Annotated in this window: 20 protein-coding genes; 13 read left to right on the top strand and 7 right to left on the bottom strand. The window is 65.9% G+C overall.

Translation table 11 applies throughout. From position 1 onward, the window contains the following. Nucleotides 1-8: 8 nt before the first annotated feature. The 5 genes from JQ633_RS23565 to JQ633_RS23585 form a co-directional block, all read right to left on the bottom strand. Nucleotides 9-794, bottom strand: coding sequence for an ABC transporter ATP-binding protein (locus JQ633_RS23565; RefSeq protein WP_211987455.1), 786 nt, complete (start codon nt 792-794; stop codon nt 9-11). Beyond that, complete coding sequence (locus tag JQ633_RS23570) at nt 791-1,564, bottom strand: ABC transporter permease (RefSeq protein WP_211987456.1); 774 nt, start codon at nt 1,562-1,564, stop codon at nt 791-793. Before JQ633_RS23570 ends, JQ633_RS23565 begins: the two co-directional genes overlap by 4 nt. 73 nt (nt 1,565-1,637) lie before the next feature. Beyond that, on the bottom strand, nt 1,638-2,582 hold the full coding sequence (locus JQ633_RS23575; protein ID WP_211987457.1) for an ABC transporter substrate-binding protein: 945 nt from the start codon (nt 2,580-2,582) through the stop codon (nt 1,638-1,640). Nucleotides 2,583-2,733: 151 nt separating this feature from the next. Next, nucleotides 2,734-3,477: a histidine utilization repressor gene (gene hutC / locus JQ633_RS23580; RefSeq protein WP_211987458.1), complete on the bottom strand. Its 744-nt coding sequence runs from the start codon at nt 3,475-3,477 to the stop codon at nt 2,734-2,736. Next, the gene (locus JQ633_RS23585) at nt 3,474-4,832 is read right to left on the bottom strand and encodes a formimidoylglutamate deiminase (RefSeq protein ID WP_211987459.1); all 1,359 of its coding nucleotides are present in this window, start codon (nt 4,830-4,832) and stop codon (nt 3,474-3,476) included. The genes hutC and JQ633_RS23585 overlap by 4 nt, the downstream gene beginning before the upstream one ends. 84 nt (nt 4,833-4,916) lie before the next feature. Here JQ633_RS23585 and hutI point away from each other — a divergent pair, with 84 nt between their 5' ends. From hutI to hutU, 3 genes are read left to right on the top strand one after another with little or no spacing between them, the layout of a single operon-like run. Further along, complete coding sequence (gene hutI, locus JQ633_RS23590; protein ID WP_211987460.1) at nt 4,917-6,131, top strand: imidazolonepropionase; 1,215 nt, start codon at nt 4,917-4,919, stop codon at nt 6,129-6,131. Next, nucleotides 6,128-7,687 carry a histidine ammonia-lyase gene (gene hutH / locus JQ633_RS23595; RefSeq protein ID WP_211987461.1) on the top strand — a complete coding sequence of 520 codons (1,560 nt, stop codon included), beginning with the start codon at nt 6,128-6,130 and terminating at the stop codon, nt 7,685-7,687. Before hutI ends, hutH begins: the two co-directional genes overlap by 4 nt. Nucleotides 7,688-7,705: 18 nt before the next feature. Beyond that, entirely contained in the window at nt 7,706-9,376 is a 1,671-nt protein-coding gene (gene hutU / locus JQ633_RS23600) for a urocanate hydratase (RefSeq protein ID WP_211987462.1), read from the top strand. A gap of 214 nt (nt 9,377-9,590) precedes the next feature. Here the strand turns inward: hutU and gspD are convergent, their stop codons facing one another. Continuing rightward, entirely contained in the window at nt 9,591-11,954 is a 2,364-nt protein-coding gene (gspD, locus tag JQ633_RS23605; RefSeq protein ID WP_211987463.1) for a type II secretion system secretin GspD, read from the bottom strand. Nucleotides 11,955-12,286: 332 nt separating this feature from the next. On the opposite strand from gspD, the gene JQ633_RS23610 reads away from it, so the two are divergent. From JQ633_RS23610 to JQ633_RS23655, 10 genes are read left to right on the top strand one after another with little or no spacing between them, the layout of a single operon-like run. Beyond that, nucleotides 12,287-13,963 carry a GspE/PulE family protein gene (locus JQ633_RS23610; protein ID WP_211987609.1) on the top strand — a complete coding sequence of 559 codons (1,677 nt, stop codon included), beginning with the start codon at nt 12,287-12,289 and terminating at the stop codon, nt 13,961-13,963. Nucleotides 13,964-13,967: 4 nt separating this feature from the next. Continuing rightward, nucleotides 13,968-15,179: a type II secretion system F family protein gene (locus JQ633_RS23615; protein WP_211987464.1), complete on the top strand. Its 1,212-nt coding sequence runs from the start codon at nt 13,968-13,970 to the stop codon at nt 15,177-15,179. Between the two features lie 17 nt (nt 15,180-15,196). Beyond that, on the top strand, nt 15,197-15,706 hold the full coding sequence (gene gspG / locus JQ633_RS23620; protein ID WP_211987465.1) for a type II secretion system major pseudopilin GspG: 510 nt from the start codon (nt 15,197-15,199) through the stop codon (nt 15,704-15,706). A gap of 8 nt (nt 15,707-15,714) precedes the next feature. Continuing rightward, nucleotides 15,715-16,176 carry a type II secretion system protein gene (locus JQ633_RS23625; protein WP_211987466.1) on the top strand — a complete coding sequence of 154 codons (462 nt, stop codon included), beginning with the start codon at nt 15,715-15,717 and terminating at the stop codon, nt 16,174-16,176. Beyond that, entirely contained in the window at nt 16,103-16,561 is a 459-nt protein-coding gene (locus JQ633_RS23630; RefSeq protein WP_211987467.1) for a prepilin-type N-terminal cleavage/methylation domain-containing protein, read from the top strand. Before JQ633_RS23625 ends, JQ633_RS23630 begins: the two co-directional genes overlap by 74 nt. After that, complete coding sequence (locus JQ633_RS23635) at nt 16,558-17,283, top strand: PulJ/GspJ family protein (protein WP_211987468.1); 726 nt, start codon at nt 16,558-16,560, stop codon at nt 17,281-17,283. Before JQ633_RS23630 ends, JQ633_RS23635 begins: the two co-directional genes overlap by 4 nt. Next, nucleotides 17,280-18,182, top strand: a complete 903-nt coding sequence (locus JQ633_RS23640) for a general secretion pathway protein GspK (protein WP_211987469.1) — start codon at nt 17,280-17,282, stop codon at nt 18,180-18,182. The genes JQ633_RS23635 and JQ633_RS23640 overlap by 4 nt, the downstream gene beginning before the upstream one ends. Beyond that, on the top strand, nt 18,182-19,252 hold the full coding sequence (locus JQ633_RS23645) for a PilN domain-containing protein (protein ID WP_211987470.1): 1,071 nt from the start codon (nt 18,182-18,184) through the stop codon (nt 19,250-19,252). The genes JQ633_RS23640 and JQ633_RS23645 overlap by 1 nt, the downstream gene beginning before the upstream one ends. Then, on the top strand, nt 19,249-19,818 hold the full coding sequence (gene gspM / locus JQ633_RS23650; protein WP_211987471.1) for a type II secretion system protein GspM: 570 nt from the start codon (nt 19,249-19,251) through the stop codon (nt 19,816-19,818). The genes JQ633_RS23645 and gspM overlap by 4 nt, the downstream gene beginning before the upstream one ends. Continuing rightward, on the top strand, nt 19,818-20,474 hold the full coding sequence (locus JQ633_RS23655) for a hypothetical protein (RefSeq protein WP_249159581.1): 657 nt from the start codon (nt 19,818-19,820) through the stop codon (nt 20,472-20,474). Before gspM ends, JQ633_RS23655 begins: the two co-directional genes overlap by 1 nt. Before the next feature lie 3 nt (nt 20,475-20,477). Here the strand turns inward: JQ633_RS23655 and JQ633_RS23660 are convergent, their stop codons facing one another. After that, nucleotides 20,478-21,044, bottom strand: coding sequence for a prepilin peptidase (locus JQ633_RS23660; RefSeq protein WP_249159582.1), 567 nt, complete (start codon nt 21,042-21,044; stop codon nt 20,478-20,480). Nucleotides 21,045-21,050 lie beyond the last annotated feature (6 nt).

The following is a 21,050-nucleotide window of genomic DNA, read 5'->3' on the forward strand; positions in this document are numbered from 1 at the left end:
GTCGGTCTTCAAACTTCTTCAGCGACCTTGAGAGCTTCGGTGCGGATCTCTTCGACGAGGCGTTCCTTCAACCTGACGAACTCGGGCGTCGTCTTGACCTTGTAGGAACGCGGGTGCGGCAGATCGACGGCGATCTCCGCCTTGATGCGGCCGGGACGCGCGCTCATCACGATGACGCGGCTGCCGAGGAAGATTGCCTCCTCGATGTCATGCGTCACGAACAGCACGGTCTTCTGGTCGCGCTCCCAGATGTCGAGCAGCATCTCCTGCATCAACGCCCGAGTTTGATTGTCGAGCGCGCCGAAGGGCTCGTCGAGGAGAAGAATCTTCGGGTCATTGGCCAGCGCGCGGGCGATCGCCGTGCGCTGCTGCATGCCGCCGGAGAGCTGTTTCGGCCAGTGATTTTCAAATCCAGACAGCCCGACCTGCCGGATGAAGGCATCGGCGATCCTGTGCCGCTCCGCCTGCGCAGTGCCGCGCTCGCGCAGGCCGAATGCGATGTTCTCCCGCACGGTGAGCCAGGGAAACAGCGTATAGGACTGGAACACCATGCCGCGGTCGGCGCCAGGGCCGGTGACCTCGCGTCCGTCGAGCGTCACACGGCCGCTGGTCGGCCGGTCGAGCCCGGCAACGATCCGGAGCAGGGTGGATTTTCCGCAGCCGGAAGGGCCGAGAATGGTGACGAAGTCGTTGTCGCCGACATCGAGGCTCGTCGGCTCGAGCGCGCGCGTGGGGGCGTGGCCGGCGCGCGCGGGAAAGGTTCGCGAAACCTGGTCGATCCTGAGCACGGTCATGCGAGCTTCCACGGAAACAGCCAGGCGTTGAAGGCCTTGAACAGGAAGTCGGAGACGAGGCCGATCAAGCCGATGACGATGATGCCGAAGATGATCTGGCCGGTGTTGAGCAGCGCCTGGCTATCGGTGATCATATGTCCGATGCCCGACGACGAGCCGATCAACTCGGCCACGATGACATAGGTCCATGCCCAGCCCAGCACCAGGCGGAGGATCTCCGCGATCTCGGGCGCCGCGGAGGGCAGCAGCACGCGGCGGATGATGCCGCGGTCGCGGGCGCCGAGCGTATAGGCGGCTTCCACCAGATCGCGGCGCGTGCCGCCGACGGTCACCGCCACCATCAGGATGATCTGGAACACCGCGCCGATGAAGATCACGAGCAGCTTTTGCAGTTCCCCGATGCCCGCCCACAGGATCAGCAGCGGGATGAAAGCGGATGCCGGCAGATAGCGCGCGAACGAGACGAAGGGTTCGAGGAAGGCCTCGACCGGTTTGTAGGCGCCCATCAGCACACCGAGCGGCACCGCGATCACGGCGGCAAGCGCAAAGCCGCCGAGGACGCGCCAGATCGTCATGCCGATATCGAACAGAAAGCCGTGCTTGGTGAGCAGGTCGAAGCCTTCCTGCACCATGGTCAGCGGATTGGCGAGGAACGTCTTCGACACGTAGCCGCCAAATGTCGCCCATGACCACACGGCGACAAACAGCACGAAGAAAGCGAGACCATAGGCCGCGCGCTGCTTCGACGTCACTTGATCCAGCGGACGCATCACGAACTCTGTGCAGATGGATTGACGCGCCGGTCCAGCTGTGACGCTGGACCGGGCGGGCTGGACGGCAACATCACTTGATGAAGCTGGCGTCGTAAAGATCCTCGATCTTCGGCGCGGCCTTGATGATGCCGACCTCGAGCAAGAGCTCCGCCGCGTCTTTGTTGAAGGCGAGGAATTCGCCGGCGAAGAACTTCTGGCTCGCGGCCTTGTCCTGCCAGCGGAGATATTTTGCCGAGTTGCCGAACTGCTCGCCGGACTGCTTCACGTCCGCGCCCATGATCTCGTAGGCCTTGGCCTGGTCCTTCGCGATCATGTCTAGCGCCTCGAAATAGCTGTTGGCGAGCGCCTGGGCCGCCTTCGGATTGTCGGTCAGGAATTTCGGCGTGCAGCCGAACGTGTCCATCACCATCGGATAGTCGAGCGTGGTTGCGATGATCTTGCCCTTGTCCGGGGCGTTGCGCACGGTCGACAGGTAGGGCTCGTAGGTCATCGCGGCATCGTTCTGGCCGGATACGAACGCCTGCGCCGCGGCGGCCGGCTCAAGGTTCACGACGGTGACATCCTTTACCGACAGACCGTTCTTCTTGAGCATCCAGGCCAGCGCGAAATAGGGCGAAGTGCCCGGCGCGGATGCCGCGACAGTCTTGCCCTTCAGGTCCTTGATCGTGGCGACGTCATTGCGCACCGCCATGCCGTCGGCGCCGTAGCTCTTGTCGAGCTGGAAGATCTGCTTGGCGGCAACGCCGTTGGCGTTCCAGGAGATCCAGGTCTCGACCGTCGTTGCCGCGCACTGGATGTCGCCCGAGGCGATCGCCAGATGCCGGTCCTTCTGCGGAATCTTCTTCAGCGTGACGTCGAGGCCGTTCTTCTTGAAGATGCCGGCCTCCTTGGCGAGCGTGAGCGGCGCAAAGCCGGTCCATCCTGAGATGCCGACGCCGACCTTCACGTCATCGGCAAACGCCGTGGTGGACGCGAGCAAAGTGAGGATTGCGGGAAATGCTTTCAATGAACGCATGCTTGTACCCCTTGCCAGATGATGGATTGAAACCTGTCGATCTCGATACGTCAGTCGCGACGGATTGCCGCACAGCGCCAGTGAGCCGGATCGCGTCCTTCGACGCGTTGTCCGGATTGTTGCATGAATTGTGCCGCCTGGAACATCGTCCTCAACTCCCCCTGAAGCGGGCTACCAGGCGGTGCGTCTCGCCCGGATAGTGCAACCGGACCGCCGTCAGTGTGCGAGCGCTGCGCCAGGTGTAGCGGTCGATCACGAGACAGGGCGCGCCGACCGCGATGTCGAGCGCTTCGGCCGTGCGATCATCCGCGACGACGGCGCTGATTGTGTGCTCGGCTTCGGTCCACGGGACATGGTGAAGCAGCCATGATCCCGGCGGCTCCTTGGCGAAGTCGGCCGTCGCGGCCTCCGGCACCGTGGCGAGGTCGATCAGCCTGTCCTCGACCGCGAACGGGACGTTGTCGGCGCTATGGCGGCAGGCGATCGCAACCACCTTGCCGGCCTTGTCCGCGCCGAGCCGGGCGCGGTCGGCCGCCGTCGCGGCGCGGCGCTTGCAATGGATCAGCTGATAGCCATAGCTGCGGCCGAGCGCGGTGATCTCGGCCCGAATATCGGCGATCTTCAGTACCGCTGACAGATGCTGCGGGCGGCGCACGAACGTACCCGCGCGCCGCCGGCGCTCGATCAGGCCGGCTTGAGCCAGCTCCGACAGTGCCTTGTTCACCGTCATGCGCGCGCAGTGGTAACGCGCCATCAACTGATGCTCGGAGGGAATGCGGTGGCCCGGCGGCCATTCGCCGGTCAGGATCCGCCGCTCGATGTCGAGCCGGATTCGCCTGTAGAGCGTCGGCTTGCTCGCCGCATCCGGCCTCCCGCGATAGAGGATGCGGCTCATGTCAGCAGCCTCCGGACGGTTGCGTTGAACTGCTCGCGTGCCCGGGTGCGGAGCCTGTGCCGGCCGCCCGCGACCACCTTGTCGCCGCCGGCCCAGACGCAGTCGATCGCGCCGCCGCCGGAGGCAAAGATCCAGCCGTCGATCGCCGCATCGCCGCGACGTCCCGCCAGCGACGGATGCGTCGTATCGAGCGTGACGAGGTCGGCGCGTGCGCCAGGCACAAGTCCCACCTTCGTTTGCGCGAGGGCCTGTGCGCCACCTGCGAGCGCAAGGTCGAACAGCGCGCGGCCGGTAGATGCGCCGGGCCGGTCCGAGAGCACGTTGCGCTCGCGGTGCTTGAGCCGCTGGCCATATTCGAGCTGACGCAGCTCGTCGGCGACGCCGACCAGCACGTTGGAATCGGTCCCGATGCCGAACCGGCCGCCTGCGGCGAGGAATTCGCGGGCGGCAAAGATGCCATCGCCGAGGCTCGCTTCGGTCACCGGGCAGAGGCCCGCGACTGCGCCGCTATTGGCCAGCGCCGTGACCTCCGGCTCCGTCATGTGGGTCGCATGAATGAGGCACCAGCGCCGATCAACGGGAGCATGTTCGAGCAGCCACTCGACCGGCCGCTGCCCGGACCACGCGAGGCAGTCCTCGACCTCGCGCACCTGCTCCGCGGCGTGGATGTGGATCGGCGCGCCCTCGGCAAGCGGGATGATCGCGGCGAGCTCGTCCGACGCGACCGCGCGCAGGCTGTGCGGCGCGATGCCGATATTGGCGCCCGGCAAATGCCGGATCGCCGCGCGCGAGGCTGTCATCAGCGAGGCGAACTGATCGATCGAGCAGATGAAGCGGCGCTGCCCGGCATGCGGCGCGGCACCGCCAAAGGAGCCATGTGCGTAGAAGCTTGGCAATAGCGTGAGCGCGATGCCGGAGGTTTCGGCAGCCGCCGCGATGCGTTCGGCCATCTCGGCGATGTTGGCGTAGGGCGAGCCGTCGCGATCGTGGTGCAGATAGTGAAATTCGCCGACGCGGGTAAAGCCGCGCTCGAGCATCTCGACATAGAGCAGGGTCGCGACGGCTGCGACGTCCTCCGGCGTCATTTCCAGCGCGAAGCGGTACATCGTCTCGCGCCAGGTCCAGAACGTGTCGGTGCTGTCGCCGCGCAGCTCGGCAAGTCCGGCCATGCCGCGCTGGAAAGCATGGCTGTGCAGGCTTGCCAGTCCGGGAACGGCGAGATGGTGACGTTCATCGTCAGATGCGGGCGCCACGCCTGCCATCACCGTCTCGATAATGCCGTCGCTGATCGCGACCTGCACGTCAGTTGCCCAGCCCGAGGGCAGCAGCGCGAATGCGAAATGCAGTCGTGTCATGGTGCAAGCCCGCTGGACAGAACCGCGCCACGATTATATGTCTAGACATATAAGTCAAGCATCCGACGCCAAGGGGACGACCGCATGGCCGCGCGCTTCGACCGTATCTGGCACAATGCCCGCCTCGCGACGATGCGGGCGGATCGTCCCGACCTCGGCGAGATCGACAACGGCCTGATCGCGGCGCGTGACGGCCGCATCGTCTATGCCGGCGCGCAATCGGACTTTCCGATCGATGCCGAGGCCGCTGAACGGATCGATTGCGATGGCCGCTGGATCACGCCCGGCCTCGTCGACTGTCACACCCACCTCGTCTATGGCGGCAACCGCGCCCATGAGTTCGAGCTGCGGCTGAAGGGCGCGAGCTATGAGGAGATCGCGCGCGCCGGCGGCGGCATCGTCTCGACGGTCGCCGCAACACGCAAGGCTAGCGAAGCCGAGCTCGTCGCAACTGCGTTGCCGCGGCTCGATGCGCTTATCGGCGAGGGCGCGACCACGGTCGAGATCAAGTCCGGCTATGGCCTCGATACAGACACCGAGATGCGGCAGCTTGCCGCGGCGCGCGGTCTTGGCAATTTGCGGCGCGTTGCGATCCGCACGTCCTTCCTCGGTGCGCATGCGCTGCCCGTCGAAGCCGAGGGCGACAAGGATCGCTACATCGATCTCGTCTGCAACGAGATGCTGCCGGCCGTGGCGAAGGCAGGGGTTGCCGATGCCGTCGACGCCTTCATGGAAGGCATCGCGTTTTCGAGTGAACAGACGGCGCGGGTGTTCGAGGCGGCAGTCGTACTGGGGCTGCCGGTCAAGCTGCACGCCGATCAGCTCTCCAATCTCGCCGGCGCAGCGCTTGCCGCAAGGTTCTCGGCACTGTCGGCCGACCATCTGGAACACACAGATGAGGCTGGCGCTGTCGCGATGGCGAAAGCCGGGACGGTGGCGGTCCTGCTTCCGGGCGCCTTCTATTTCATTCGCGAAACGCAAAAGCCTCCGGTCGAGCTGTTCCGCAAGCACGGGGTGAACATGGCGCTGGCAACCGACTGCAATCCCGGAAGTTCGCCGCTGACCTCGCTGTTGCTCGTCATGAACATGGGGGCGACGCTGTTCCGGCTGACCGTCGCCGAATGCCTCACCGGCGTGACGCGGGAAGGCGCTCGCGCGCTTGGCATGCTCGCCGAGACCGGCACGCTGGAGGCCGGTAAATGGTGCGATCTGGCGATCTGGAACATCGAGCGTCCTGCTGAGCTGGTCTACCGGATCGGCTTCAACCCGCTGCAAGGCCGGGTTTGGAGGGGACAATGAGCGATCGCGGCGCACCGATCGTCGTGACGCCAGGGGCGGTCAGCCTGGACGATCTCGCGCGCGTGCTCGCGGGCACGGCCATTGTGCTCGATCCGTCGGTCTGGCCGCGGGTCGATGCAGCCGCGCAGATCGTGGCGAAGGCGGCGCAAGCCGACGCCGCCATCTACGGCATCAATACCGGTTTCGGGAAACTGGCGTCGACGCGCATCGCGCCCGACCGCACCGCGCTGCTTCAGCGCAACCTCATCCTGTCACACTGCTGCGGGATAGGCCCGGCAACGCCGGAACCGATCGTGCGCCTGATGATGGCCCTGAAGGTGATTTCGCTCGGCCGCGGCGCCTCCGGCGTCCGCCGCGCGGTCATTGCGCAATTGCAGGACATGCTTGCTCATGGGGTTTATCCGCTGGTGCCGCAGCAGGGCTCGGTCGGTGCCTCCGGCGACCTGGCGCCGCTCGCCCACATGACGGCCGTCATGATCGGCGAGGGGCAGGCCCTGCTCGAGGGCAAGATCGTGCCGGGGCGCGATGCGCTTGCCGCTGCCGGTCTCGCGCCGTTGACGCTAGGGCCCAAGGAGGGGCTTGCGCTTATCAACGGCACACAATTCTCAACCGCCTATGCAATCTCCGGCCTGCTGCGCGCGCAGCGCCTGGCGCGGGCGGCGCTCGTGACCGGAGCGCTCTCGGTCGACGCGGCGATGGCGTCGACCGCGCCCTTTCGCCCCGAGATCCAGTCGCTGCGCGGACATGGCGGGCAGATCGCCGCCGCTGCAGCCTTGATGTCGCTGCTTGATGGCAGCGATATCCGGCAGTCGCATCTCGAAGGCGACGAGCGCGTGCAGGACCCCTACTGCCTGCGCTGTCAGCCGCAGGTCGCGGGCGCCGCACTCGATCTGCTCGCGCAGGCCACCCGCACGCTGGCCATTGAGGCCAATGCGGTCACGGACAATCCGCTGGTCTTGGTCGAGACCGGCGAGATCGTCTCGGGCGGCAATTTCCACGCCGAACCGGTGGCGTTCGCCGCCGACCAGATCGCACTCGCGCTTTCGGAGATCGGCGCGGTCAGTGAGCGGCGGATCGCGACCCTCGTCGATCCGGCACTGAACTTCGGGTTGCCGCCATTCCTGACCCCGGATCCCGGCATCAATTCCGGGTTCATGATCGCCGAGGTGACGGCCGCCGCGCTGTTTGCCGAGAACAAGCAGCGCGCGCTGCCGTGCTCGATCGATTCCACGCCGACCAGTGCCAACCAGGAAGATCATGTCTCGATGGCTGCGCATGCCGCGCGCCGGCTGTCCGACATGGCGGACAATCTCGCTGCCATTCTCGGCATCGAGCTTTTGGTCGCCGCGCAGGGCATCGCGCTGCGCGCGCCGCACACGACCAGCGCTCCGCTGGCAGCGGTCGTCGCGGCATTGCGCGCGCAGGTCCAACCGCTCGCGGCGGACCGCTACATGGCCGACGATCTCGCCAAGGCGGCCGCGCTGATCGAAGCAGGCGCGCTTCCGGCTGCAGCGATCGCCGTGCTTTCAACCGATCCGTTTCCCGGACTTGCTTAGACGACAGGGGCATCCATCATGAACCGCCGACTGGACAACGACCGTATCATCCGCGCCCCGCACGGCACCGACCTCAGCGCCAGGAGCTGGTTGACCGAAGCGCCGCTGCGCATGCTCATGAACAATCTCGATCCCGATGTCGCCGAACGTCCGAGCGAGCTCGTGGTCTATGGCGGCATCGGCCGTGCCGCGCGCGACTGGGAAAGCTTTGACCGGATCGTCGCCTCCTTGCGCAAGCTCGATGGCGACCAGACGCTGTTGGTCCAGTCAGGCAAGCCGGTCGGCATTTTCCGCACCCATGCCGACGCGCCGCGCGTCCTGATCGCGAACTCCAACCTGGTGCCGCATTGGGCGACGCTCGATCATTTCAACGAGCTCGACCGGCAAGGCCTGATGATGTTCGGCCAGATGACGGCGGGGTCGTGGATCTACATCGGCAGCCAGGGCATCGTGCAGGGGACCTACGAGACGTTCGTGGAAGTGGGGCGCCGTCACTACGGCGGCAGCCTCGCCGGCAAATGGATTCTCACGGCTGGGCTCGGCGGCATGGGCGGCGCCCAGCCGCTGGCGGCAACCATGGCCGGCGCGTCGATGCTTGCCGTCGAATGCCAGCCGAGCCGGATCGAGATGCGGCTGCGCACGGGTTATCTCGACCGCCAGGCCGCGACGCTCGTTGAAGCTCTTGCGATGATCGCCGAGGCGGCCAAGGCGCAAAAGCCGGTCTCGGTCGGCCTGCTCGGCAACGCCGCCGAGATCTTTCCAGAGCTGGTGCGACGCGGCGTGCGGCCGGACATCGTCACCGACCAGACCAGCGCGCACGATCCGATCAACGGCTATCTGCCGAAGGGCTGGACGCTGGCCGACTGGGAAACGCGGCGCGCGGCCGATCCGAAGGCGGTCGAAGTCGCAGCCAAGACGTCGATGGTCGACCACGTCCGCGCGATGCTGGACTTCCATGCGCAGGGAGTTCCAACGCTGGATTACGGCAACAACATCCGCCAGATGGCGAAGGACATGGGCTTGCAGCAGGCGTTCGATTTTCCCGGCTTCGTCCCGGCCTATATCCGGCCGCTGTTTTGCCGCGGCGTCGGGCCGTTCCGCTGGGCTGCGTTGTCGGGAGATCCCGAGGATATCTTCAAGACCGACGCCAAGGTCAAGGAGTTGATGCCCCATGACAGCCACCTGCACAATTGGCTCGACATGGCCAAGGCGCGCATCAAGTTTCAGGGCCTGCCGGCGCGAATCTGCTGGGTCGGTCTCGGCGATCGTCACCGGCTCGGCCTTGCCTTCAACGAGATGGTGGCGCGCGGCGAGCTCAAGGCACCGGTCGTGATCGGCCGCGATCATCTCGACAGCGGATCGGTGGCAAGTCCGAACCGCGAGACCGAGGCGATGCGCGACGGTTCGGACGCGGTGTCGGACTGGCCGCTGCTCAATGCGCTGCTGAACTGTGCGAGCGGAGCGACCTGGGTGTCGTTGCATCATGGTGGCGGCGTCGGCATCGGTTATTCGCAGCATGCCGGCATGGTGATCGTCGCAGACGGAACTCCGGAAGCCGCGCGCCGGCTCGAACGCGTGCTGTGGAACGATCCGGCCAGCGGCGTCATGCGTCACGCCGACGCCGGCTATGAGACCGCGGTCGCGTGTTCACAAGCCAACGGCCTCGATCTGCCGAGCCTGAACGTCTAGTTGCGGACCACGGCCAGACTCGAGGGCGTGCCCGTACACTTGGAAACTCCTGGCGCGCCGATGTTCGACGCGGAAAGAGCGCCGAACTGCCTAACTGGTTTCGCTGGCTTGCCGGCGCTTGCGGCAGCTAGCCGGGTTGCAGGGAGCTTGACGGGTGGGCCGGGCGGAGAGACTGCTCCGATACATCAATGTCGGAGCGGACTCCGCTCCACGCTCAATGCACGCTGGTGGTGACGGCCGCGTTGGTCGTCGTGGTGGCGATGCCGCCGCGCAGGCGCGAGCGAAGCTCCTCGGCAACGTTGCGCGCATCGGAGCCGTCGCGGATGATCTGCGGGCGGATGAAGATGATCAGCTCGGTGCGCTGGGTGGCGTTGCTCTGGTGCCCGAACGCATCGCCAAGGCCGGGTATCTGGTCCAGCACGGGGATCGCGTTGCGCGCGCCGCTCTGCTGTTCGCTGATCAGGCCCGCCAATAGCACGGTCTGGCCGTTGGCGACGGCGATCTGGCTCTTGACCCGCCGCTCCGACACCGTCGGCGTCAGGCTGTTGGCGCTGGTCGCGGGCACGTTGCTGATCTCCTGCTCGATGTCGAGCCGCACCGTGCCGTTGACACTGACCCGCGGCGACACCCGCAGGATGATGCCGGTGTTGCGATAGTCGATGGTGTTGACCACCGTGTTGCTCGTGGTCAGTACCGTCGCGCTGCCGGTCGACACTGGAACGACATCGCCGACCTGCAGCGTCGCCACCTGGTTGTTGATCACGACCAGCGACGGATTGGATAGCACCTTGACGCTGGTGACGGCATGCAACGCGTCCAGGATCAGGCTCGGCTGCGTCGCATTTCCGATCAGGAAGTTGAAGCCGGGGAAGGCCTGGTTGATGAAGGCATTGGTGAGGGAGCCGGCGACGGTGGTGGCCCCCGTCGTCGCGTCGGTCGTGGTCGCCGGCGCCGCGGTGGCCTGGGTATTGAGGATCGAGCCGGTGTTCGGCTTCAGGCCGAGGTTCTGGCTGGTCAGGTAGGTCTGCACGCCATAGGACAAGGAGTTGTTCAGCGTCACCTCGGCGATCGTGGCGTCGATCGCGACCTGCAGCTGCGGCTCGTCGATCTGCAGCAGCGTTGCCTCGATGATGCGGTAGTTGGCCTGATCGGCATAGATCAGGAGCTTGTTGTTCACGGCGTCGGGCGTGATCCGGACGTCCTGCATCATCGGCTGGCCGTTGCCGCCGGAGCTGGCGCCGCGTCCGCTATCCAGTGCGGCGTCCTTGTTCTGGTTCAGATTGCCATTGGCTGCCTGCGCACCGGCGCCGGCCGCCAGGCCCGGCGTCGCACTGCTCCCCAGGCTGCCGCGCGATGCGAAGCCGCCGTTCGCGCCCGAGCTGGAATTGCCGTTGAGCGACAGGCGATCGGCACTCGAACTCGTCGTGCTCCCGGAGCCCGGCGCAAGCTGGCTATCGGCGCTGTCGAGCAGGCTGGACGACGACCCGCCCAGGAACATGTCGGTCAGCACCTTTGCGATCTGGCGAGCATCGCCGTACTTGACCCGGTAGACATGGACGGTGGTTCGCGCGGTGTCGTTGCGATCGAGGCGCTTGATCCAGGTCGCGGCGGTGCGCAGCATCTCCGGCTTCTTGGTCACCACCATCACGGCGTTGAGGCGGGTAATCGGTACGAACTTGATCAGGTTCTGGCTGAGGCCGTTCTCACCGGAATCGACGATCTTCTCGAGCTCGGCGATGACCGGCGCCGGCGAGCCGCTCGAGATCGGGAAGATTCCGACCGATTGGCCGCGCATCCAGTCGACGTCGAAGCTGAGCACGGTGTCCACCGCCGAGCGGCGCTCGGCGCCCGTGCCCTGGATCAGCAGGATGTTTCGCGTGGTATCGGCGCGGACAGCGCCGGCTCGCGTTGCAAAACTGTCCGTCAGTTTCAACAGGGTCTGCGCCGACACATATTGCAGGGGAACGACGGAGACGCCGAAGCCGGGTTCAGGATTGGCCGCGGAGGCATCGACATGGCCGCCGCCGACGGCGTCGCCGAGCGGCGTGAGACGATAGCCGGTCGTATCATGCAACAGCACGACGCCGCTCAGGCGCAGCGCGTTCTCGAGAACGAACACCATGTCGGATTTCGGCACCGGGCGGACCGAGACCAGGCTGACGGTGCCCTGCACGCGCGGATCGATCGTGTAGCCGACATGCAGGATGTCGCCGAGCACGATCTTGGCGACGGACGCGACCGGCGTATTCTCGAAATTGAGGTCGAAGCCGTTGCCGTTGGCGGTCGGTTGCGGCCGGTCATCCGAGACGGCGGTCACCGTCGACCCTTCATACATTGATGCACGCACGTTGCCGGCCGCACCGCCCGTCGCCGCCATTCCACTCACGGTCTGCGGCTGCCGCGGCGACAGATCAAGCGAGCGGACCTTGTCGGTCACGTCGATCTGCGCGGCGTCGACACCCGCATCGCCGACTGTTGCGGAGTTGCAGGACGCCAGTAATCCCAGCGATGCCAGGACAAAGGCGGCCCCAAGGCCGCCACGGATCGTGGGGCGGCCCACCTTGCCTACGCGTTGCATGAAGCCCTTCGCTCTGACTGGCTAATGTTTCTGAATTTGTCTGACGAGATCGGCCCCTTGCCCCGGCGGGACTCTTAGCGATCGAACATGACAGAAATAAATTGGTTACATGATTGTCGTTCAGGACCATCGGCATCGCATCGGATCAAAGCGGCTGGTGTGTTGTCCGGGACACGCACGATGCCGTCTCAATGTTTCTTGAACAGCATGGGAATCGTGACTTCGCACAGCTGTCATACTTCGGATCGATAACCGGCGGGGCTGAGCGCACGCCGAAGGGCTCGGACATCGCGGCGCAAGCGCATCCGAAATCACATGACGGGACAACTAGAATGGCCAACGATCTGTCCGTGCAGTTCGTGGACTACCTCCGTCAGAACAAGCATCTTGCGCCGATCGAGGGGGCATCCGACCGGGCCGGGCGGGGCGCCGACTATCGGCAGTTGAAATTGTGGGAGGTCACAAGCCTCTCGCCGACCGAATTCGCCGATGAGGCCGCGCGCTTCTTCGCGCTGGGCCGGATCACGCTGCAGGAGATGATGGCGGCGGAGGCGCTGGTCGCATCGTTCTCGCCCCGTTTCCTGCGCGAGACGATGGTCTTTCCGTGCAGCGCGGGCGATGGAACCAGGGTGCTGGCCATCGTCGATCCGACCGATCAGGCCACGCAGCGCGCGGCACAGATTGTGCTCGGCACCGACATTGTCGTGAAAGTTGCATCGTCCGAAGACGTTGCGGTCGCGCTGAACCAGAGTTTCAGCGCGGAAGAGTCCCAGCCCGCCGAACCGTCGGCGGCGATGCCGCGCGAAGACGATATCGAAAGCCTGCGCGATCTTGCCAGCGGCGCGCCGGTGGTCCGCGCCGTCAACGACCTGCTCGAGAAAGCTGTCGAGCTGCGCGCCAGCGACATCCATATCGAGCCGTTTCTCGCCGGGCTGATGGTTCGCCTGCGGATCGACGGATTGCTGCGGCCGGTCTCCGCGCTGTCGGGCGTGCTGCCCCAGGCGGTGGTCTCCCGCATCAAGATCATCGCCAATCTCAACATCGCCGAACGTCGCCTGCCGCAGGATGGCGCCGCGCGGCTGCGGGCCGGGCGGGCCGATATCGATATCCGCGTCGCGATCATGCCGACCCAGCACGGCGAATCCGCCGTCATCCGCATCCTGCCCAAGGACCGCGGCCTGCTGATCGTCGACAAGCTGGGGTTCTCGCCGCCTGACGAGACCAAGCTGCGGCGGCTGCTCAAGCTGCCGCATGGCATGATCGTCATCACCGGGCCGACCGGCAGCGGAAAGACCACGACCCTCGCGACCATACTCTCGATCCTCAACGAGCCGATCCGCAAGATCCTGACCATCGAGGATCCGGTCGAATACGAGATTCCGGGCGTCAACCAGTCCCAGGTCAAGCCGGCGATCGGCCTGACCTTCGCCACCGCGCTGCGTTCCTTCGTCCGCCAGGACCCCGATGTGATCATGGTCGGCGAAATCCGCGATACCGAGACCGCACATGTCGCGGTGCACGCGGCGCTGACCGGGCATCTGGTGCTGACGACGCTGCACACCGAGACGGCCGCGGCCGCCGTGCCGCGAATGCTCGATCTCGGCGTCGAGGGCTATCTTCTCCGGTCGGTGCTGCGCGGCGTGATTGCGCAGCGTCTCGTCCGCCAGCTTTGCGAGCGCTGCAAGACGACGCGGCCGTTGGTGGACGCCGATTTCGCCGAAGATCCGAGGCTCGGCGCGCTCGGTTTCCGTGCCGAGGAGATCGTGTATGAGCCGTGCGGTTGCGAGCGCTGTGGTGGAATTGGGTATCGCGGCCGCCTCGGCGTGTTCGAATTACTCGAACTGTCGGATGAACTGCGTGAGTTGATCGGCGAGCGGACCGACGGCTTGAAGATCGACGCCATGGCGATCCGAAACGGGATGACCACGATGCTCGCGGACGGCATTGCCAAATGCCGTGCCGGGTTGACGTCGCCCGCCGAAATCCTCCGCGTCACGACCGTGCGGTGACGCCGTGCCGAATTTCCGCTACCGCGCCCTCACTCAGACCGGCGAAGTCGTCAACGGCACGATTTCGGCGCCGACCGCGGCCGAAGTCGCGCGCCGCATCGAATATCTGAAGCTGTTGCCGATCGAGACCGTCGAGGACAAGCGCGCTTCCGGCGGTGGCGGCAGCCGCAGCCCGTTCGGCGGGCCGAGTGCCGCCGAGGTCACCATCTTCACCCGCGATCTTGCGCTGCTGCTCAAGGCGGGCGCGCGGCTCGACGATGCGCTCGAGCTGTTGTCGGGCGATGCCGATGTCGGGCGGATGCGTCCGGTGGTCGCCAAGATCCGCGCGGCGCTGCTCACCGGCGAGAGTTTTGCCGATGCGGTGGCCGACCATCCGTCCCTGTTCCCGCCGATGTATGTCGCGCTGGTGCGGGTTGGCGAGATCTCCGGCACGCTCGATACCGTGCTCGAAATGCTGGGCATCGAGCGCGCGCGCTCCGAGGCGATGCGGCGGAAGCTGACCGACGCGATGCAGTATCCGGTCTTCGTCCTGATCGCTGCGACCGGCGTGATGCTGTTCTTCCTGCTGTTCGTGCTGCCGCAATTCTCCAGCGTGCTGGGAGATTTCGGCGGCAAGTCGGATACGGCGCTCGCCAGCTTCATCGCGATCTCTGATTTCCTGCGTGCCAATGCGACCGTGGCCAGCCTGACCGCCGCCGGCGTTATTGCTCTTTCATGGTGGCTGCTGCGGCAGGCGCGGGTGCGCGCAGCCCTGGTCGATGCCATCTCGCGGATTCCCGGCATCCGCAACGGCTTCCAGTTCTATCGCGCCAGCCTGTTCTGCCGCAATCTCGGCGTCCTGCTCGGCAGCGGCGTCAATCTCACCGCCGCGCTGCGCATCCTGGTCGACATCATGTCGGTGACCGGTAGTGAAGCGAACTGGGCTGCCGCGGCCGACCGCGTCCGCCACGGCGGGAAACTGTCCGACGCGCTCGCCGCCGCCGACAATCTCCCCGCGATGGCGGTCCGCATGCTGCGGCTCGGCGAAGAGACCGGGCAACTGCCGGCATTGGCGGGCCGGGTCGCGGAATTCTACGAAGCAAAATTGCAGCGCACGCTGGACCGGGTCGTCGGCATCGTCGGACCGCTGGCGATCATCACTATCAGCACCGTCGTCGGCGGCCTGATCGTGTCGGTGATGACGGCGCTGCTCTCGGTCACGCAGCTTGTCAATTAGAGCAGGGATCTTCGATCATGATTTGGCGCAACACCATCGTTGGACTGTTTGCCACCCGCGCAAGACCCGATCGCGCGCGAAAGCCGATCCGTTCCGGGCAGGAAGGCTTCACCCTGGTCGAGATGCTGGTGGTGATCGCGATCATCGGCCTCATCATGGGATTGATCGGGCCGCGCGTGCTCAACTATCTCAGCGAATCCAAGGTCAAGGCCGCGCGGATTCAGCTGCAGAGCTTCTCCAGCGCGCTCGACCTGTTCTATCTCGACGCCGGCCGGTTCCCGTCCTCTGCGGAAGGGCTTGCCGCGCTGGTCCGGCGAACGCCGGGCGTTGCCGCATGGAACGGCCCGTATCTGAAGGGCGGCAACGTGCCGAACGATCCGTGGAGCCATCCCTACATCTATCGCTCGCCCGGCGAGCACGGCCCCTATGACATCGTTTCCTACGGCGCCGACGGCCAGGAAGGCGGCAGCGGCAACGCCGCCGATATTTCGCTGGAGAAGGCCACGGCCGCCGCCAACGGGAGTTAATGACGGGAATGACTGACGCGGCGCAGCGCGGCTTTACCCTGCTCGAGATGGTGTGCGTGCTCGCCATCATCGCGTTGCTGGCTGCCGTGCTGCTGCCGTTCATCCCGCGCCAGACGTCGCGGTCGCGGTTGCAGGCCTATGCGCTGCAGGCCGCGACGCTGCTGAAGGCCGATCGGAATGCCGCGATCGAGCGCAGCAGCAGCGTCGCGACCCTGGTCGATGCCTCGAGCCGCGTGATCCATTCGGGCTCCTCGCGCATGATGGTCCGGATTCCCGAGGATGTGCGGTTCGACGCCGTCCTGCCGCAGACCTGCCGGCGCCAGGCCGCGCTCTCGACCATTCGCTTCTTCCCCAATGGCGGCTCCTGCGGCGGTTCGATCGCGCTGACGCGGCTCGATGCGGGGTACGAAGTCCGCGTCAACTGGCTTACCGGAAGGGTCGAAGTCGTTGCTCGCTCCGTCGCCAACTAACCGCTCCGACGCGGGATTTACGCTGATCGAGGTGCTGGTGGCGCTGGCCCTGGTCGCCGTCTCGATCGTCGCGATCGGCAGCGTGCTGGGCGTCAAGGTGCGCGGGGTGCGAGCGCTCGAGCAACATGTGGCCCTGATGCAGGCGACGCGCACCTTGATGACGGTCGGCATTCCGCCGCGCGCGGAGCTGCAGAACGGAACGTCGAGCGGACAGGCGGAAGGCTATCGCTGGACTATCGACATCAGTCCGCTCGGCAACGGCTGGGACGTTCCCGGAGCCAACGTGGCCTGGACGCCGGAGCTGGTGAGAATTCGCGTCAAATCTCCCGGCGGATCGTTGTCCGACATCCGCACCGTGCGCCTGATGCCGAGGCCGTCGGAATGACATCGGCACATCGCACATCGCGCGCGCACGAGCGCGGATTTACGCTGATCGAGACCATCGCCGCGCTGGCGCTGATGGGATTGCTGCTGACCGCGCTCGCGAGCATCACCGCCGAGTTCCTGCCGAGCTGGAATCGGGGGCTCGACCGGATCCAGCGCAGCGAGCTGATCGGCATCGCGCTGGAGCGGATCGGTGCCGATCTCGCGGCGGCGGAGTTCGTCCCCGCCAACCGCGAGACCAAGCAGCCGCTGTTCGACGGATCGGAATTGTCGGTGACGTTCGTGCGGACGTCGCTGGGGCCGAATGCGGGCCCAGGTCTCGACATCGTTCGCCTCGGCGAGATCAGGGATCGCGGCGAATTCGTCACCGTGCGCTCGCAGGCGCGGTTCACCCCGCTGGCCAATGGCGTATCGTTCTCCGAGCAGGTGCATCTCGGCGGCCCGGTGGTGCTGTTGCGTGCGCCGTACCGTTTGTCCTTCGCCTATGCCGGTCCCGACCGGGTGTGGAAGAACGTGTGGAGGGACGCCGACAGGCTGCCGGCTATGATCCGCCTGACGGTGCGTGATGCCGGTAGCCAGAAGGTCCTGTCGGTCTCGACCATCGCGCCGATCCACGTCCAGATTCCGAGCGACTGCACCAAGCCGGACGGCAATTGCGGCGACAAGCGCAATTCGGACAGCGCTCCCGATCTGGGCAACGCTGCCGATCCGGGGAAGACATGATGGCCGCGACCGGCAACATCAATAGATCCTCGGGCGACCGCGGCTTTGTCATCGTCGCGGTGCTGTGGATTCTGCTCGCGCTGTCGTCGCTCGCCATCATCTTCTCGGCCTATCTCTCCGCATCGGCCCGTGCGCTGGCGGCCAACGACATGGCGTTGCAGACCGAGGCGCTGGTGTCGGCGGGGCTGGAACTGGCGGCCTATCAATTGGCGCTGTCTGACGAGAAGGCGAGGCCGCAGCACGGTGCGTTTCAATTCCGCCTCGACCAGTCGAGTGTTGCGGTGACCTTCACCTCGGAGGCCGCCCGCATCGACCTGAACTACGCCTCGAAGACCACGCTGGCCGGCCTGTTCACCGTGCTCGGCGCGAAGAAGGACGCGGCGACCGAGTATGCCGACCGGATCGTCGGCTGGCGGACCCGTCCTTCGCCGGGCAGCGAGAACGTGGAAGCCGCGCGTTACAACGCGCTCGGCTATGTGCCGCGGCAGGCACTCTTCACCCATGTCAACGAACTGGCGCTGGTGGCCGGCATGCCGGCCGCGCTGGTCGATCGCGCATTGCCGTTCGTCACGGTGTTCAACGGTTCCCCGGATGTCGATCCGGTGATCGCGGCACCGGAGGTCGTTGTCGCCACCGGGAGCTCTTCGGGTGACCAGAGTGGATTTGGCGGACGCGGGCTTTCGCTGGATGGCGCGCAGGCGCCGAACCCGCAGAGCGCGGCGGCGACTGCGCAGAGTCCCTGCTACCGGGTCACGCTGACGATCCAGTTCCGCAATGGCCGCCGCACCACGTCCGAAGCGGTGATCGCGCTCGGTGACAAGGTCGAGCCTTATCGTGTGTTGTCCTGGCAGGACGATGTCGAGCCGAAGGCTCCGGTCCTGCGTCGGGGGAGGGGTTGATGGCATTGCTTGCTGAAGCACGACAATGGTTCGAGCAATGGATCGGTGCCGTCGCAATCGCGGTTGACGGCGCCGCGGGAAGGTTCGTGCGCAAGCGCAACATCCAGCTCGATGAAAATGCGGACGGCAGCTTCACCGCCAGCATCGCAGCATCGAAGGATGGCCGCGTTCCGGCAGCCCTTTCGCTTCGGCTGGACCATGATTCACCGCAGCCTGCGCCGCCGGTGGAGTGGAAGGCGGCCTTCGAGGGCAGCCGCATCGAGGTGCGGCTGCAATCCGGGCATGTGGTGAGCCGTCTGCTTGATTTTCCAAGCCAGGCGGCCGATTTCCTCGACGGCATGGTCCGCGCCCAGGTCGATCGCCTGACGCCATGGACCGCGGCCGAGGCCGTGTTCGGCTGGGGATCGCCGCAGCCGGTTTCCAACGACCGCATCGAGGTTGCGTTCAGCGCGACGTCCGCGGCCAAGGTCGATCCGTTGCTGCGGTTGGCGAGGGCCGTTGGCGCGGCGTCCATCGTGGTGTCGGCGCCGGCCGTCGGCAGTGACGGCGCGCCGCTGCAGGTGACGCTGCTCGACCGGCAGCTTCGAGGCCTGGCCGGTCCGCAGGTTCCACGGCTGCTTCGTATCGGCCTGATATCGACAGGGGTCGCGGCGGCGGCCGCGCTGCTGCTCAACATCTATCTCGGCGGATCGCTGCAATCCGAGCAAGAGGATCTGCAGCGCCAGATCTCGCAGCGCCGCGCCGCGCTTCGCATCGGCGCCAATAGCGAAACCGGGATCGGCCTGCTCGCGAAGCGCAAGCAGACGACACCGTCGAGCGTCATGGTGCTGGAAGCGCTCTCGCGCGTGCTGCCTGATACGACCTATGTCACCGAATTGCGCATCGAGGGAAGCAAGGTGCAGGTGGTCGGAATGACCCAGGATGCGCCGTCCCTGATCCGGCTGCTGGAGCAGTCGCCCCAGTTCACGCGCGCGACCTTCTTCGCACCGACCACGCACGCGGTGAATGAACCGGCGGAACGTTTCCACGTCGAAGCCAACATCACCGCCTATTTCGGATCCGGCTCATGAGCACATGGTCCCGTTCGCTGACATCCATCAGCACCTCGCCACTGGTGGCGGCGACAAGCTATCTCAGCCTCGCCGCCCTGCTGCTGTTCGTGGTGGTGTCGTCGCTTACCGAGATCATCTGGCTGCGCGGGGAGGTGAGGGCGACGGCGGCGCTGTTGGCACAACTGGAGGGTCGGCCGAAGGCGAACGCAGCGCCCGGTGCTGCGGCGATGCCGGCCGGCTCGGCCTATCTCGAGGGCGCCACCGTCACGGTTGCCGGCGCCAATCTGCTGCAGCGCGTCTCGGAGGCGGTGATCAAGTTCGGCGGCAACGTGTTGTCGACCCAGCTCGACGTTCCCAACATGCCGGCCAAGGCTGGCTTCATCAGCATGGTCGCAAGCTGCGAGATCGAGCAGCCGCAGTTGCAGCAGGTGCTCTACGATCTCGAGGCCGGCATGCCGTTCCTGTTCATCGACCAGTTGGTGGTGCAGCCGCCGACGGAGGGCACAGCCAGGGACGCTGACCCGGGAAAAGGAAAGATGCGCGTGCTGCTCGGTGTCTCCGGACAATGGCGAGGCGCCAAGTGATGCGATATCTCCCGGCGATCCTCGCGCTATGGGCACTATCGGTTCATGCGGTGCCGGCTGCGGTGTCGGATGCGCCCGGCGACGCGCTCGATGCCGGACTGCTCGACGATACCCGCATGGGGGGACGGGTGCTGACACCTCAGCCGCCGGCCGAGCCGCCCGTGATGTCGGAACCCGTGACATCGGTCCGGGCGCCACCGCCGCCGGTGGCACCGGCGGGCCGCCCGCTCAGCGACAATCCGCTGTGGGGCATCCCGCTCAAGACGCTGTCCAACACGCGCGATCGTCCGGTGTTCTCCCCGTCGCGGCGCCCGCCGCCGCCTGACGTCGTTGCGGAGCCGGTGGTCGCCAAGCCACCGCCGCCGCGCAAGGTCGAGATCGAGCCGCCGCCACTGTCACTCGTCGGCACGATCGCGGGAGGCGACGAGAGTTTTGGGATCTTCCTCGATCAATCCACCAAGGCTGCGCTGCGGCTACGGGTCGGCGAAGACTTCCAGGGCTGGAAGCTGCGCACCATCAACGGGCGCGAGGTGACGATGGAGAAGGACGAGCAGGGCGCGCTGTTGGCGCTGCCGCAGCCCGGCACCGAGGGCAGCGGTGAGAGCCATCTCGTTCCGGTGGTCGCAGAGCGCAGGCCCTTCATCGTGCGCCACTAGAAACTAGTTCAAGCCGAGCCATTGTTGCAGGGCCGGCGTCAGCAGCAGCCCGAGTGCCAGGAAGGGACCGAACGGCATCGAGCTCTGCCGCTTCATCTCGTGTCCCGCAAGCATCAGACCGCCTGCGACGCCAAGCGCCGCCAGTGCGGCGATCAGGAGCAATGTCGGAACACCGGCAAGCCCGACCCAGGTCGCGGCGGCAGCGAGAAACTTGACGTCGCCAAGTCCAAGCCCCTCCACATGTCGGATCCTGAAGTACAACCGCTGGAATAACCAGAACAGCAGGCCGACCACGCCGGCGACGCCGAGTGCGGTCAATGCCGCCGCCGCACTGTCGTCGACGATGACGCGGATGAGACCGAGGACGGCGATCGCAAGGTTCAGCCAGTCTGGAATGATGCCGTGGCGAAGATCGATCCACGCAACAGTGCAGCACAGCACGCCAAGCGTGCCATAACATGCGAGGAAATAAAGAGCTTCGCGATCGACAGGCATGGTGGCTGGAGAGGTGGAGTGGGCGCAGCGGACTTGATGCAACAACCTGCCCGTGTTGAACAGTTGATTTTTCAATCGAGG

The sequence above is a fragment of the Bradyrhizobium tropiciagri genome (assembly GCF_018130505.1).
Lineage (GTDB): Bacteria > Pseudomonadota > Alphaproteobacteria > Rhizobiales > Xanthobacteraceae > Bradyrhizobium > Bradyrhizobium tropiciagri_B.

Excerpts from the sequence above, each read along its gene's own strand:
- JQ633_RS23565 (WP_211987455.1), bottom strand. The coding sequence starts at position 794 with ATGACCGTGCTCAGGATCGACCAGGTTTCGCGAACCTTTCCCGCGCGC.
- JQ633_RS23570 (WP_211987456.1), bottom strand. The coding sequence starts at position 1,564 with ATGCGTCCGCTGGATCAAGTGACGTCGAAGCAGCGCGCGGCCTATGGT.
- JQ633_RS23575 (WP_211987457.1), bottom strand. The coding sequence starts at position 2,582 with ATGCGTTCATTGAAAGCATTTCCCGCAATCCTCACTTTGCTCGCGTCC.
- hutC (WP_211987458.1), bottom strand. The coding sequence starts at position 3,477 with ATGAGCCGCATCCTCTATCGCGGGAGGCCGGATGCGGCGAGCAAGCCG.
- JQ633_RS23585 (WP_211987459.1), bottom strand. The coding sequence starts at position 4,832 with ATGACACGACTGCATTTCGCATTCGCGCTGCTGCCCTCGGGCTGGGCA.
- hutI (WP_211987460.1), top strand. The coding sequence starts at position 4,917 with ATGGCCGCGCGCTTCGACCGTATCTGGCACAATGCCCGCCTCGCGACG.
- hutH (WP_211987461.1), top strand. The coding sequence starts at position 6,128 with ATGAGCGATCGCGGCGCACCGATCGTCGTGACGCCAGGGGCGGTCAGC.
- hutU (WP_211987462.1), top strand. The coding sequence starts at position 7,706 with ATGAACCGCCGACTGGACAACGACCGTATCATCCGCGCCCCGCACGGC.
- gspD (WP_211987463.1), bottom strand. The coding sequence starts at position 11,954 with ATGCAACGCGTAGGCAAGGTGGGCCGCCCCACGATCCGTGGCGGCCTT.
- JQ633_RS23610 (WP_211987609.1), top strand. The coding sequence starts at position 12,287 with ATGGCCAACGATCTGTCCGTGCAGTTCGTGGACTACCTCCGTCAGAAC.
- gspG (WP_211987465.1), top strand. The coding sequence starts at position 15,197 with ATGATTTGGCGCAACACCATCGTTGGACTGTTTGCCACCCGCGCAAGA.
- JQ633_RS23625 (WP_211987466.1), top strand. The coding sequence starts at position 15,715 with ATGACTGACGCGGCGCAGCGCGGCTTTACCCTGCTCGAGATGGTGTGC.
- JQ633_RS23630 (WP_211987467.1), top strand. The coding sequence starts at position 16,103 with ATGCGGGGTACGAAGTCCGCGTCAACTGGCTTACCGGAAGGGTCGAAG.
- JQ633_RS23635 (WP_211987468.1), top strand. The coding sequence starts at position 16,558 with ATGACATCGGCACATCGCACATCGCGCGCGCACGAGCGCGGATTTACG.
- JQ633_RS23640 (WP_211987469.1), top strand. The coding sequence starts at position 17,280 with ATGATGGCCGCGACCGGCAACATCAATAGATCCTCGGGCGACCGCGGC.
- JQ633_RS23645 (WP_211987470.1), top strand. The coding sequence starts at position 18,182 with ATGGCATTGCTTGCTGAAGCACGACAATGGTTCGAGCAATGGATCGGT.
- gspM (WP_211987471.1), top strand. The coding sequence starts at position 19,249 with ATGAGCACATGGTCCCGTTCGCTGACATCCATCAGCACCTCGCCACTG.
- JQ633_RS23655 (WP_249159581.1), top strand. The coding sequence starts at position 19,818 with ATGCGATATCTCCCGGCGATCCTCGCGCTATGGGCACTATCGGTTCAT.